Annotated in this window: 12 protein-coding genes; all 12 read right to left on the reverse strand. The window is 71.2% G+C overall.

Annotation, left to right across the window (positions count from 1 at the left end; all coding sequences use genetic code 11):
• The 12 genes from RKD20_RS05760 to RKD20_RS05815 are packed head-to-tail and all read right to left on the reverse strand — an operon-like array spanning position 1 to position 12,836.
• Positions 1–1,326 (reverse strand): glutamate-1-semialdehyde 2,1-aminomutase, encoded by a 1,326-nt coding sequence (locus RKD20_RS05760; RefSeq protein WP_424876716.1) that lies wholly within the window; start codon positions 1,324–1,326, stop codon positions 1–3.
• Between the two features lie 7 nt (positions 1,327–1,333).
• Entirely contained in the window at positions 1,334–1,885 is a 552-nt protein-coding gene (gene rfbC / locus RKD20_RS05765; protein ID WP_424876717.1) for a dTDP-4-dehydrorhamnose 3,5-epimerase, read from the reverse strand.
• The gene (locus RKD20_RS05770) at positions 1,882–3,114 is read right to left on the reverse strand and encodes a polysaccharide pyruvyl transferase family protein (RefSeq protein ID WP_424876718.1); all 1,233 of its coding nucleotides are present in this window, start codon (positions 3,112–3,114) and stop codon (positions 1,882–1,884) included. Before RKD20_RS05770 ends, rfbC begins: the two co-directional genes overlap by 4 nt.
• Positions 3,111–4,058 (reverse strand): glycosyltransferase family 2 protein, encoded by a 948-nt coding sequence (locus RKD20_RS05775; protein WP_424876719.1) that lies wholly within the window; start codon positions 4,056–4,058, stop codon positions 3,111–3,113. The genes RKD20_RS05770 and RKD20_RS05775 overlap by 4 nt, the downstream gene beginning before the upstream one ends.
• Positions 4,055–5,362: a hypothetical protein gene (locus RKD20_RS05780; RefSeq protein WP_424876720.1), complete on the reverse strand. Its 1,308-nt coding sequence runs from the start codon at positions 5,360–5,362 to the stop codon at positions 4,055–4,057. Before RKD20_RS05780 ends, RKD20_RS05775 begins: the two co-directional genes overlap by 4 nt.
• Positions 5,359–6,642 (reverse strand): DUF4910 domain-containing protein, encoded by a 1,284-nt coding sequence (locus RKD20_RS05785; RefSeq protein ID WP_424876721.1) that lies wholly within the window; start codon positions 6,640–6,642, stop codon positions 5,359–5,361. Before RKD20_RS05785 ends, RKD20_RS05780 begins: the two co-directional genes overlap by 4 nt.
• A complete protein-coding gene (locus RKD20_RS05790) occupies positions 6,630–7,664 on the reverse strand; it encodes an NAD-dependent epimerase/dehydratase family protein (RefSeq protein WP_424876722.1) in 1,035 nt (344 codons plus the stop codon). Before RKD20_RS05790 ends, RKD20_RS05785 begins: the two co-directional genes overlap by 13 nt.
• Before the next feature lie 4 nt (positions 7,665–7,668).
• Entirely contained in the window at positions 7,669–8,316 is a 648-nt protein-coding gene (locus RKD20_RS05795) for a PIG-L deacetylase family protein (RefSeq protein ID WP_424876723.1), read from the reverse strand.
• A complete protein-coding gene (locus RKD20_RS05800; RefSeq protein ID WP_424876724.1) occupies positions 8,313–9,107 on the reverse strand; it encodes a glucose-1-phosphate cytidylyltransferase in 795 nt (264 codons plus the stop codon). Before RKD20_RS05800 ends, RKD20_RS05795 begins: the two co-directional genes overlap by 4 nt.
• Positions 9,104–10,363, reverse strand: coding sequence for a class I SAM-dependent methyltransferase (locus RKD20_RS05805; protein ID WP_424876725.1), 1,260 nt, complete (start codon positions 10,361–10,363; stop codon positions 9,104–9,106). The genes RKD20_RS05800 and RKD20_RS05805 overlap by 4 nt, the downstream gene beginning before the upstream one ends.
• On the reverse strand, positions 10,360–11,601 hold the full coding sequence (locus tag RKD20_RS05810) for a glycosyltransferase (RefSeq protein WP_424876726.1): 1,242 nt from the start codon (positions 11,599–11,601) through the stop codon (positions 10,360–10,362). Before RKD20_RS05810 ends, RKD20_RS05805 begins: the two co-directional genes overlap by 4 nt.
• A 2-nt stretch (positions 11,602–11,603) precedes the next feature.
• Positions 11,604–12,836: an O-antigen ligase domain-containing protein gene (locus tag RKD20_RS05815; protein ID WP_424876727.1), complete on the reverse strand. Its 1,233-nt coding sequence runs from the start codon at positions 12,834–12,836 to the stop codon at positions 11,604–11,606.

Genomic DNA, 12,836 nt, shown 5'->3' on the forward strand with positions numbered 1-12,836 from the left:
TCACGCCAGGCGACGGAACACGGGCTTCACCGGTCGTCCGCCCACCCAGGGCGTGGGGTCGGCGGCGTCCAGTGCCTTCCGGTACACCGCACAGGCCTGGGCCACCACGTCGACGGTGTGATCGATGTCGGCGTCGCTGAGCGCGCTGCTCACCACGAACGACGGGGCCAGCACCCCGCCCGCGAGGAGCCGGCGCAGGAACAGGGTGCGGTACTCCTGCGACGACTGCCCGTTCTCGTCGAGGGTGGCGAAGACCAGGTTGCTGGCCCGGCCCCGGACGACGACGTGCTCGCCCACGCCCATGCCGGCCGCCGCGTCGCGGACACCGGCGGCCAGCCGCTCGCCGAGGGCGTGCAGCCGCGCGGTGACGCCCTCCTCGGTGTAGACGGTCTGCACGGCCATCGCGGCGGCCAGGGAATGCGTCTCGGCGCCGTGCGTGGTGGACAGCAGGAACACCCGTTCGCCGGAGTGGCGCAGCCCGCCCCGCTCCATCAGCTCGCGCCGCCCGGCCAGTGCGGAGACGGCGAATCCGTTGCCCAGCGCCTTGCCGAACGTGGAGAGGTCGGGGACCACGCCGTACAGCCCCTGGGCGCCCGCCTCGGACCAGCGGAAGCCGGTGATCATCTCGTCGAAGATCAGGACGCAGCCGTGCCGGTCGGCCAGCTCGCGCAGGCCGGCGAGGTACCCGGGCGGCGGCTCGGTGTGAGTGGCGGGTTCGAGGATCAGACAGGCGACCTCGTCCTGGTACCGGGCGAGCAGTTCCTCCGTGGCGGCCAGATCCCCGTAGGGGAACGCCACGGTGAGCTCGTTGGTCGCCGACGGAATGCCGGCGGACATCGGTGTGGTGCCGATGAACCAGTCGTCGGTGGAGAAGAACGGATGGTCGGCGCAGAGGGCCACCCGCGGGCGCCCGGTGGCGGCGCGGGCGAGGCGTACCGCGGCGGTGGTGGCGTCGGAACCGTTCTTCGCGAACTTCACCATCTCGGCGGTCGGCACCGTGGCGAGGAATCGTTCCGCGGCTTCGGCCTCCACGATGGACGGCCGGACGAAGTTGCCGCCACGGTCGATTTCCCGTCGCACCGCCTCGTTCACGCGTGGGTGCGCGTGGCCGAGGCTCACCGACCGCAGGCCGGACCCGTACTCGATGTACCGGTTGCCGTCGACGTCCCACACGTGGGCACCGCGGCCGTGGCTGATGACCGGGGCCAGGTCCTCGGGGTACTGGTCGTCGCCCTTCGCGTAGGTGTGGGCGCCGCCGGGGATCAGGGCGTGGAGCCGTTCGTTGGCCGCACGCGACCGGGGCAGTTGGAAGTCTTCGCTGTGCAAGCCGACTTCACCTTTCCGTGTGCTTGAGGACCTCGGCGAGGCTCGGTGCCTCCCGGTCCCGCTGGGACATCGATGTGACCGGCAGCGGCCAGGGAATGGCGAGTTCCGGGTCGTCGAAGGCGATCGTCACGTCCTCGGAAGGATCGTGCTCTCGGTCGATACGGTAAGAGGTGTCTGCGATTTCGGTAAGAGCCTGGAAGCCGTGGGCGCATCCCGCCGGGATGTATACGGTCTTCTGCGTCTCACCTGACAGCTCGAAGAAGGCCCGGTTCCGGTACGTCGGCGAGTCCGGCCTCAGGTCCACGACGACGTCGAAGATCTGCCCGTACGAGCACCGCACCAGCTTGGCCTCGCCGGCGCCGGAGCGCAGGTGCAGGCCGCGCAGCACGCCCCGGACCGAGCGGGAGACGCTGTCCTGGACGAAGGCGTGCGGGTCGAGGCCCACGGAGCGGACCACGTCGACGTCGAAGGTGCGGCAGAAGAAGCCGCGTTCGTCGGCGTACGGCGTCGGCTCGAAGAGGAACGCGCCGGCGATCTCGGGGACTTCGGTCGCTTTCATGGAGCCTTCCGCGGGGCGTGGGCGTGGGAGTGCGCCGGGAACAGGGTCGTCGTCAAGGCGGTGAACTGCTGGGCGAGTTGCTCTGCGGCGACCCGATTCCGTTCGGTGAGGGTCCGCCGTACCTCCACCGCGTGCTTCTCCAGGTCCCGGAACTGTTCGAGCAGCCGGTCGGCGTCGACCTCGCGTGCCGGGTGGCAGTACGCGCCGAGGCCCATCCGGTCCATGAGCGCGTTGCTCTTCGCCGCGTAGCACAGGGCGAGCACGGGTGTTCCGGTCTTCAGCGCGCAGATCAGGTTGTGGTAGCGGACGGCCACCACGGTGTCGGCGGCCGCCATCTCGTTCATCAGGTCGGCCAGTGAGGCCGGTTCGGCCGCGGTGACCAGCGGTGAGTCCACGGCGTCGAGGATCGCGGCGACCACCGACAGATCGCACTGGTCGCCGGTGAGGAGCCGGACCGGTCTGCCCTCCTCGACGAGCGCGCGGACGAAGGTGATCGTCCCGTCGAGGTAGCGCCGGTATATCTCCTCGGCCCGGGCGCGGTCGTCGTTGCCGCCGTGGAAGTCCATGACGCCGAGGCAGACGGGACCCGGTGTGCCGGCGGGCGCGCCGGTCTGCGGCGCCGGCAGGGCGAACGCGAGGTCGGGGTAGATCTCGTCGCGCGAGGTGTCCACGCCCATCGCGCGCATCGCGTCGCGGGACTGCTCGTCCCGGTAGGACCGGTACGCGGCGAGCCGTGCCGACCAGCGCACCAGGGCCCGGGTCGGCCGGCTGCTGATCCCGGCGGCGCCGACGCTGACCAGCGCGACCCTGGTGCCCAGCAGCCGTCCGCTCGCGCAGAGCAGGAACAGCGAGTACGGGAAGCCCCACGGTCGCAGCGGCAGGGTGGCCTCAAGGACGCCCATGCCCGGCACGATGACCACGTCGTGCCGGCGCACCCAGGCGGCGGTGCGGAAGACGTCGACGAGTTTGCCCACGCCCTTGCTCGCGATCGCCGCCGCGCGGGACGCGGTCCGGTACTCCCCGCGGTACCAGTGCAGCCGTGTCGCGGGGATCCCGAACCGGGCCGTGACGGCCTCGGGCCCGCCGCACAGGGCGTCGACGACCGCCTCCGGATGCTCGGCCCGGAGATATTGGAGGACAGCTTCGAGCGACCCGTCGTTGCCGAGGTTGCCGGAGCCGAGCAGGCCGAACACCCCGACGCGCGCCGGGGTCTCGTCCGTCGGTGTCATGCCCGCTTCCCCTCACGGCCGGCGACGAGGGCGTCGACGGAGACGGTCAGTTGGGCCGGGTCGACCGGGGCGCGGTCCTCGACCCGCTCACCGGCGCCCGGCCGGACCCGGCTGGTCATCCACGCGGCCAGATGGCGGTAGCACTCACGCCGGTCGGCCGCGGACAACGGGGCCCGCCGGATCGCCGAGGCGAAGCCCCAGACGTACTCGGCGAGCAGCCGGGGCGTCGGGTGCAGCAGGCCCGCCCGGCGTGGGTCCAGGTTGACGCACCGGGAGCGTTTGGACGGGTTCGCCCGCTCGGCGCGGGTGGGGTGGTCGCGGCGGAAGTACAGGAGTTCCGGCACCTGGTGGAAGCGCCCGTGCAGGGTGATCTCGGCGACGTACGTGCGGTCCGCGTGGTGGTAGCTGTCCATCGGTTCCACCCGGCGCAGCACGTCGGTCCGCATGACCCCGTAGAAGTCGTCGCCACCGGGCTCGAACAGCAGACTGCGGAAGCGGTCCGGTGCGTGCTGCGAGTCGGTGGCGAGCGTGTACTCGTAGGGGACCTTCACCTGACCGTCGCCGTCGATGACCGCCTGGTCGGTGTGCGCGAGGATCACGTCCGGCCGCTCGTCCAGTGCCTCGACGCAGCGCCGCAGCAGGTCGCGGCCGTAGAGGTCGTCGTGGGAGGCCCACTTGAACAGCTCGCCGCGGGCTTCGTCGAGCACCCGGTTGTGGTTCGGGGTGGCGCCGATGTTCCGGGGCAGCCGGAGGTACCGGATGCGCGAGTCCTGCGCGAGGTACTTGCGGCAGATGTCCTCGGTGCCGTCGGTCGAGGCGTTGTCGGAGATGACCAGCTCGAAGTCCTCGTAGGTCTGGCCGAGCAGGGCGTCGAGCGACTCGGCCAGGTACTCCTCGCCGTTGTACACGGGCAGGCCGATGCTCAGTCTGGGTCGGTCGGTCATGAGGTCCTCACTTCGGGAACGGAGTCGTGGAGGCGCTCGTGCAGGGCGGACCGCAGCTGCAGCCACCACAGGGCCGAGCCGCTGACGGTCGCGGCGGCGACGCCCCAGGCCGAGCCGACCGTGCCGGCCAGGGCCGCCCCGCCGAGCCCGCCGCTGACATAGAAGGCGGAGGCGAACAGCTGGCAGCGCAGGCTGCGCCGGGCGGCGCCGAGGGCGCGCAGCCCGGCCGCCGCGCCGGTGCCGAGGCCGGCACCCGCGACGCTGAAGGTGATCGGCACGATGAGATGCGAGGAGGAGTGCCAGACGTTGCCGAGCAGGAGGTCGCCGAGCCGGTTCGGCAGCAGCAGCAAGGAGCCGCCCCACAGCAGGGCGGCGACGGCCTGTCCGCCGCCCAGCAGAAGACAGAACTTGGCCAGGCGGTGCGGGGACTGCCGCAGCACCCGTGCCGCCTCCGGGACGGTGACCAGCGACAGTCCCATCAGCACGGCGAGGAAGGGGCCCATCAGGAGCTCGGCGCCCCGTACCGCGCCCACCGCGCCGAGCCCGACGATCGCACCGAGCCCGTAGGCCCTCAGTTGGCTGGCGCCGCTGAGGCTGACGTTCTCAACCAAATACCGGTAGCCGAGGTCGCGCTGCTCGCGCAGCCATCCGCGGGCCTCGGTCATGCGGGGCCGGATGCCGGACTGGAGGCAGCCGTAGGCGGCGGCCACCGCGGCGGACGCACCCCAGGCCAGCACGAAGGCGCCCACGGTGGCCGCATGTGCCGCCGCCACCATCGCCGGAACGAGCGCCACGCACCACACGACGTCGTTGACGAAGGCCTTCCGTCCGTTGCCCGCGGCGAAGAACGCGAAGCGCCAGGCGTCCTGCAGCAGCAGTCCCGGCAGCATGACTCCCAGGCAGGCGAAGGCGGCCCCCAGCCGACCGCCGAGAGCCAGCCCGACCACCAGGGACAGCGCGCCCAGGGAGGTACCGACGCCGAGCGCGGTACCCGTCGACCGTGCCACCGCCCCCCGCCAGGACGCTTCCGGCACCCCGCTGAAGCGCACCACGAGGGGGTCGGTGGACAGACCTCGCGAGACGTTCAGCACCACGCCGTAGGTGACCCAGGCCAGGCTGAACACACCGAACGCGGTCACCCCCAGCGAGCGGGCCACGTAGATGCCCACCGCGAAGTTGCTGATGCTGGAGGCCGCCTGGTCGGCCAGTCCCCAGGACAGCCGGCCGAGGAGGGCCCGCTTGGCGGATCCGGCCCGTGGCGCCGCTGTCGGCGGGTTCTCCCCCTCGACGGGCATCGACGTCATGTCTTGATCAGTCCAGCCTCGTACAGTGCGCCGGCCGCGTCGGCGACGGTGTCGAAGGGCAGCCCGGACCGCTCGGCGACGTCCAGCAGACTGTGCTCGCCGTCGGAGAGGTTGAGCACCCAGAGCATGGCCATCTGGGCCTGCTTGGTGTCGCTGCGGCCGCCGAGCGCGTCGTACAGCCCACGGCGGCCCAACTGCGGTTCGCCGTAGGGGCTGAGGTTGAGGTACCGCCGGTTGCGGTCCAGGACGGCGAACGCCTCGCGGCAGACGGCGAGGGTGTCCGCCATCGCCTCCGGGGAGACGAAGTCCAGGTTGTCCGCCGAGGTGTGGTACTCGGGATAGCCCGCGTACGGGGTCCGGGTGAGTGAGCCGACGCCGAGGTTGAACCCGGGCGAGCAGTACTGCCGCTCGTCGTAGCCGTACGGGGTGAACTCGTTGATCTGGTGCGGGCGTTCGGAGGCGGCCAGCACGTGCTGGATCACCCGGTCGATTTCCGCGTCGCCGCGCCTGCTCTGCTTGTACGTCAGTTGGCCCCGGTCGCCGGCGCAGGCCAGTACGAGACCGTGCTTGACCCGCTCCACCCGCTCCGCGTTGCGGGCCAGCCAGGTGATCGCCCCGATGGTGCCGGGCGCGAAGATGAACCGGTAGGTGTAGTACGGCGTCTGCCGCGCCAGCTCCCGGGCCAGGTACGTCGCCACCGCGACACCGGCCATGTTGTCGTTGGCCAGTGCCGGGTGGCAGACATGGCAGGAGACGATCACCTCGTCCGCGACCTGTCCTGGGACCACGTGCTCGGCGTAGGTGAGGTGGCCGTCGGCAAGCGTGGAGTCGATGCGGACCTCGTAGTCGCCGTCCGGCATTGCGTCCAGGGTCTCCTGCGCCAGGCAGAAGCCCCACTCGGGCTTGTAGTAACTGGTGCGGTACGGCACCCAGCTCGGCTGGTCCGGCAGGGTGTGCAGGTGGTCGCGCAGCTCGGACAGCGGCATCGTCGCCGACACGGGCACGCTGTAGCCGAGCACGTGCAGGCTGGACGCGGCGAAGTCGACGACCCGCCGGCCGGTGCCGTCCGCGATGTACGCGTCGCGGATGTTCCACTCCTGCGGCACCGTCCAGTCGAGGACCTGCGTCCCGGTCGGCACCTCGTGCACCTGGAGCGGGATGTACTCGCCGACGATGTCCAGGGTGGCCCGGACACCGTCGCCGGTGATGCTCCGGCACAGCGGGTACAGCCGCTCCACCAGGGCATGCATTTCCTCGCCGATATCGGTCATCGGCGCCACCGCAGGGTGTCGTCGACGGTGCCGGCGTCGGACGCCGCGCGCAGCACGGCCAGGCGGGTGAAGCGCTGGTCGAACTCCTCCTTGGTCAGCCCGAACTTCTGGTAGGCGTCGGCGAGTTCGAGGGCGCCGCGCTTGACCGTCCACTCGATGTCGAAGCCGGGGATCGCGGCGCGGAACCGGGAGAAGTCCACCCGGTACGAGCGCGGGTCGGCCCCGTTCTCCCCGGTGATCCTCACCTTGGAGCCGGGCACCGCCTCGGCGACCTGCTCGGCGATCTCGGCGACCGTGACGTTGTTGATCTCGCTGCCGATGTTGAACGCCCGGTCGTGCACCGCTTCCCGCGGCGCTGTCAGCGCGGCGGTGAAGGCCCGCGCGATGTCGACGGCGTGCACCAGCGGGCGCCAGGGCGTGCCGTCGGACATCACCAGCACCTCGCCGGACAGCAGCGCGTGGCCGACCAGGTTGTTCAGCACGATGTCGGCGCGCAGCCGGGGCGAGAAACCGAAGGCCGTGGCGTTGCGCATGAACACCGGGGTGAAGTCGCCGTCGGCCAGCTCGTGCAGGTCGTCCTCGACCCGCACCTTGGACTCCGCGTACGGCGTCACCGGGCGCAGCGGGGCGTCCTCGCCCACCAAGTTCGACAAGTCGGGGTCGCCGGCGGCGCCGTACACCGAGCAGGTCGACGCGTACAGGAAGCGCCCCACTCCGGCGTCGCGGGCCAGCCGGGCGAGGTGTACCGACGCGTGGTGGTTGATGTCGTAGGTCAGTTCCGGCGCCAGTGATCCCAGCGGGTCGTTGGAGAGCGCGGCAAGGTGGATCACGGCGTCGACCCCGGCCACGTGTTCGGCCGTGACGTCGCGCAGGTCCACCCGGTGCCCCGGCGGGTCGGCGGGCGCCGGACCAAGGACACAGTCGGCGAACAGGCCGGCGTCGAGGCCGACGACCTCGTGCCCGGCGGCGGCGAGGACCGGGGCCATGACGGTTCCCAGATATCCCTGGTGTCCGGTGAGCAGTACGCGCATGGGTTCAACCCCCCAGGTTGAGCGTGAGTTTGGTGACGGCGAACGCTTCGGCGTATCGCTCGTGGCATTCGATGCCGCGGATTCGCGCGAGGCCGAGGAAGGCCTCCCGGTCGTACCAGGGCCGGTGCCGCTGCGAGGCGTAGTGCTCCTGCAGCAGCCGCACCTTCTGTTCGGCGATCTCCGTCGACAGAGGCTGGTACGCCGCCATGCGGCCGAGGTCGCCGTCCCACTTGACGATCTCGTAGCCGAGCACGAGGTGGTCGCGGAAGGCGGTGGGTATCAGCTGCGCCAGGCCGCGGTGGTCCTGGTGGGCGTCGTCGGTGCGCGGGGCGAGGATCAGGTCCGGGTCGGTCTGCGCGCGCAGTTCCTCGACCGCGGCCTTGGCCTCGTCCCAGTGCACGGGCAGTCGGCCGTCCGGGAGCTTGTGCACGGTCAGCCGCAGGTCGGCGCCGGGGCAGAAGGCGGCGAGCGCGGCCTCCTCCTCCTGCTCCCGCTCGCTGCCACCGCCGGAGAGCACCAGCGCGTCGACGCGGATGCCCGGGTGCGCGAGGCACAGCGTCAGCAGCGTGCCGCCTGCGCCGATGGCGATGTCGTCGCAGTGCGCGCCCACCGCGACGATCCGGGCCGGGCGCCCGGCCGCGAGCCGGATCACGCTCCCACCCCAGCGTTGTCGCGTTCCCACACGGCCCACGGGCGGTCGCCCCGGGCGTAGGCCTCGTCGAGCGCGGCGCGCTCCTTCACGGTGTCGGTCGGCTTCCAGAAGCCGCGGTGCTGGTGCGCCACCAGCCGTCCGCGCTTGGCGAGTTGGCCGCAGCCGTCGGCCACCAGATCACCGTTCTCCGGTATGTGGTCGAAGACCTCCTGACGGAGCACGAAGTAGCCGCCGTTCTCCCACAGCGGCATGTCGCTCACCGCGGTGATGCCCCCCACCAGGCTGTCCTCGCCCAACTCCACGCAGTGGAAGGAGGACTGGGGCGGCACCACCATCATCGACGCTCCGGCGTCGCGCTGCGCGAACTTCTCGATCATCTCGGGCAGCGGGGCGTCGGTGAGGACGTCGGCGTAGTTGGCGAGGAACATCTCGTCGCCGTCCAGGTGGTGTCGCACGCGGCGCAGCCGCTCCCCGATCGGTGACTCGATGCCGGTCTGCGCGAACGTGATGGTCCAGTCCGAGATGTCGGTGGACAGCAACTCGGTCCGCCCACCCCGCAGTACGAAGTCGTTGGACGTCGTCTCCTCGTAGTTGAGGAAGAAGTCCTTGATGTGGTGGGCCCCGTACCCCAGGCACAGGATGAACTCCGTGTGCCCGAAGTGGGCGTAGTAGCGCATGACGTGCCAGATCAGCGGTCTGGGGCCGACCATCGCCATCGGCTTGGGCACGTCGTCGGAGGTTCCGTTGCGCATCCGCATGCCGTAACCGCCGCAGAACAGAACGACCTTCATGCTGTGACCTTTCGCGACGCGACCTCGACGATGCTCAGTTCCGGGATGGGAAAGACCAGCCGGCCGCCCCAGTCGTGCACGAAGGACAGCTGCTCGACCAGCTCGGCCCGCAGGTTCCACGGGAGGACGAGCACGTAGTCCGGCTTGTCGGCGGCTATCTGCTCGGGCGCCAGGATCGGGATACGGGTGCCCGGCGTGAACCTGCCGTGCTTGTAGGGGTTGCGGTCGACCGTGTACGCGAGCAGGTCGGGCCGGATGCCGCAGTGGTTGAGCAGGGTGTTGCCCTTGCCCGGGGCGCCGTAGCCGACGACCGTCTCGCCGCGCTCGGCCGCGTCGATGAGGAACTTCAGGAGGTCCCGGCGCACCTTGGCCACCCGGGCGGAGAACTCCGCGTACCCGGACAGCTCCTGCAGCCCGGCGGCCTTCTCCCGGGCCAGCACGTCGGCCACCCGCTGCGACGGCTCGCCGGCGACTTCGGCCGGCCGGGCCCACAGCCGGATGGAGCCGCCGTGCGTGGGCAGCAACTCGACGTCCACGAGCGTCAGTCCGCCGCTCGCGAGGGCCCGGATTGCGGAGGCGACCGTGTAGTACTGGAAGTGCTCGTGGTAGATCGTGTCGTACTGGTTCTCCTCGATCAGGGTCAGCAGGTGCTGCACCTCGACGGAGACCCAGCCGTCGTCGGCGACGAGGGCGCGCAGCCCCTGGGTGAAGCCGACCACGTCGGGGATGTGCGCGTACACGTTGTTGGCCACGACCAGGTTCGCCGGGCCGTACTCGGCGCGGACGGCCGAGCCGGTGTCCGGGCTCAGGAACTCCGTGAGCGTGGGCACGCCCTTGTCGCGTGCCGCCGCGCCGACGTTCACCGAGGGCTCGATGCCCAGGCAGCGGATCCCCCGGTCCACCACGTGCTTCAGCAGATACCCGTCGTTGCTCGCGACCTCGACCACGAAGGCGTCGGAGCCCTCGGCGTCGAGACCCACGCGCTCCACGGCGTCGGCGACGAACGTGCGTGCGTGCTCCACCCAGGAGGTCGAGAACGAGGAGAAGTACGCGTACTCCTTGAACGTCTCCTCCGGCGTGATCAGCGGTGGGATCTGCGCGAGCCAGCAGTCGGTGCAGACCCGCAGGTGCAGCGGGTACGCGGGCTCCGGCCGGTCGAGTTGGTCCGCGGCGAGAAAGCTCTCGCACGGTGGCGTCGCCCCGAGGTCGACGACGCTCGCCATCGCCTCCGAGCCGCACAGTCGGCATCGTGTCATCTGTTGTCCCCATCCCCCCTGCTCGCGCGGGTGTCCCCGCCGCGAGTCCGTGCCGACCGCCCCGCGATCACGGAGCGGTACTCGTCAACCAGACGGTCCAGGCCGACCGTCGGGCTGAAACCCTTTTCGTAACGGCGCCGGGCCGCCTCGCCCATCTCCCGGTTGCCGGCCGGCCCGCCCGCGATCCGGCGTATGCAGGACGAGAGCGAGGCGGACTCGCCCGGCTCGTGCAGCAGCCCGGTCACCCCGTCCTCGACGAGTTCGACGAAGGCGCCGTGGCCGGCCGCGACGACCGGGACCCCGGCCGCCATCGCCTCCACGACCACCAGGCCGAACGCCTCCAGCCACGTCGAGGGAGCCACCACGGCGACCGACCGCGCGATGGCCTTCTGGCACTCCGCCGTGTCGTACAGGCCGACGTACCGCACGTCGTCCCGGCCCGCCGCCCAGGCGGTGACGTCTGCCTCCAGTGGTCCCGTGCCGGCGATCACGAGCGGTACTCCCACACCGCCACTCGCCGCGATCTCGTCCCACGCGGCCATGAGCAGCCGTACGCCCTTGGCCTCCGCGAGCCGGCCGAGATAGAGCACATGCTCGCCGGCGTCCGTTCGGCGCGCGTCCGGGTCGGGCACGAAGTTGTGCTTCACCGCCAGCCGTTCGGCCGGCATCCCGGCACCCACCAGGACGTCACGCTGCGCCGCGGAGATGCAGAAGAAGCGCTCCACGCCGGACCACCACCGCCGCCGGTTGACCGACAGGCTGACCGCGAGCGGCACGGTCGCGAGGCGGGAGTCGCGGTAGCAGCCGTGCCGGACGGCGGGCAGTGGCGTCGACCCGACGCAGTCGGTGCACGGCCGGCCGTCCCGCTGCAGGGTGCCGGGCGGGCAGACCTGGGTGTAGTTGTGCAGCGTCGCCACGGCGGGCACGCCTGCGTCGGCGCAGGCGGCGAGCACCGCGGGCGACAGGAGCGGGAAGACGTTGTGCACGTGGACGATGTCCGGCCGCTCGGTGCGGAGCCGGCCGGCGAGTTCGGTGCGGACCGCCGGGTTCCACGGCACCCGCAGGGGCACCGCGACCTTGGCGAGGAGGGACATGGCGCCGATGTCGTCGCTGCGCCGCTCGAACGTCTCGACCCGGTGGCCGCCCTCGCGCAGCAGCTCCACCTCCTGGTCGACGACCTTGTTCTCGCCGCTCGGCTGCGCCGATCCGTAACGGTTGTGCACCACGAGGATGTGCATGCTCACCTCACCTCCGATCTCTTGGCCCAGCGCGGGACGCGTTGTCGGGGGACGACGGGCGTCGCGAGGGGGCCTGCCTCGGCAGGTGCCGCCAACAGCGAGACGGCCAGGGCCAGATGCAGCAGATACGGCGAGGCGTCGCCGAGACCGGCCTCGGTGTACGACGCGATCGCGCAGTAGCTGATCAGGAAGATCGCGCAGGCCCGCTGCAGCGACGGTGGCCGCAGCAGCGCGACGCCGCCCAGCACGATGATGATCGCCGCGACGAGGGTGACGCCCATCAGGCCCTGCTCGTTGTAGACGGCCAGCCAGCTGTTGTCGATCGGCAGCCCGCCGAACGACTTGTCGCCCAGCCCCACGCCGAACCACTTCTCCCCGGTCGACCGGGGCGCGGCCAGCAGGGCGTCCCAGACCTTGGCGCGACCGGTGAGGCTGGAGAAGTTGTCCTTGCTCTGGCCGCGCAGGAACCACGCCTGCAGCGCACCGGCGAACCCCACCGCGGCGACCGTGGCGCACACCACCGCCCAGGTGAAGAAGCGGCGGGCCGCGGCGCTGGTGAGCAGGAGCGAGCCGATCGCCAGCACCAGCCCGAGGAGCAGGCCGAGCGTGGCCGTGCGGGTATGGGTCAGCGCGAGCAGGACAAGGGAGGGCACGATGATGACCGCCGCGCTGGTCCTGTCTGTCCGGCCACCCAGGAGGAGCAGCACGGTGAGCCCGATGATCACCGCGGCGTACTGGCCGATCTGCGGCGGTGTGAGCGGCCACAGCGCGCCCACCAGCCGCCCGCCGTAGAGCTCGGGCAGGGCCGCGCCCGGTGAGACGACCAGGCCGAGGGCCACCGATCCGAGCACCGCGTAGTACATCCGGATGTGGTGCCGTACGAACGTCAGGCTGCCGGCCCACCAGCGGCTGAGCAGCCACAGCGTGCCGACGAAGAGCGTCAGCCTGAAGCAGCGGAACAGCGCGCCGAACCCGGACTCCAGGTGAGCGCTGGAGATCACGCTCGTCACCAGCAGCAGGGTCAGCAGGAACACGTACGCGCCGGCTCGGATGCGCAACCGGGCATTGACCGCGAGCGCCAGCGTGAACGCGAGAACCAGCGCGCCCATGGTGACCATCTGGATGAGGGAGCGGGGCAACGGGACGATGGTCTTCGCCCCGGCGGAGCCGAGCGTGTTGAGGACCAGCAGCCCCCAGACCACCCCGACGATCTTCGGCGTGCGCTCTGCCTCCAT

The sequence above is a fragment of the Streptomyces sp. SLBN-8D4 genome, assembly GCF_049739545.1.
In the GTDB taxonomy this organism is placed as follows: domain Bacteria; phylum Actinomycetota; class Actinomycetes; order Streptomycetales; family Streptomycetaceae; genus Streptomyces; species Streptomyces canus_C.

Coding starts and splice junctions, on each gene's coding strand:
- RKD20_RS05770 (WP_424876718.1), bottom strand. CDS start 3,114: ATGACACCGACGGACGAGACCCCGGCGCGCGTCGGGGTGTTCGGCCTG.
- RKD20_RS05805 (WP_424876725.1), bottom strand. CDS start 10,363: ATGACACGATGCCGACTGTGCGGCTCGGAGGCGATGGCGAGCGTCGTC.
- RKD20_RS05815 (WP_424876727.1), bottom strand. CDS start 12,836: ATGGAGGCAGAGCGCACGCCGAAGATCGTCGGGGTGGTCTGGGGGCTG.
- rfbC (WP_424876717.1), bottom strand. CDS start 1,885: ATGAAAGCGACCGAAGTCCCCGAGATCGCCGGCGCGTTCCTCTTCGAG.
- RKD20_RS05780 (WP_424876720.1), bottom strand. CDS start 5,362: ATGACGTCGATGCCCGTCGAGGGGGAGAACCCGCCGACAGCGGCGCCA.
- RKD20_RS05790 (WP_424876722.1), bottom strand. CDS start 7,664: ATGCGCGTACTGCTCACCGGACACCAGGGATATCTGGGAACCGTCATG.
- RKD20_RS05775 (WP_424876719.1), bottom strand. CDS start 4,058: ATGACCGACCGACCCAGACTGAGCATCGGCCTGCCCGTGTACAACGGC.
- RKD20_RS05810 (WP_424876726.1), bottom strand. CDS start 11,601: ATGCACATCCTCGTGGTGCACAACCGTTACGGATCGGCGCAGCCGAGC.
- RKD20_RS05800 (WP_424876724.1), bottom strand. CDS start 9,107: ATGAAGGTCGTTCTGTTCTGCGGCGGTTACGGCATGCGGATGCGCAAC.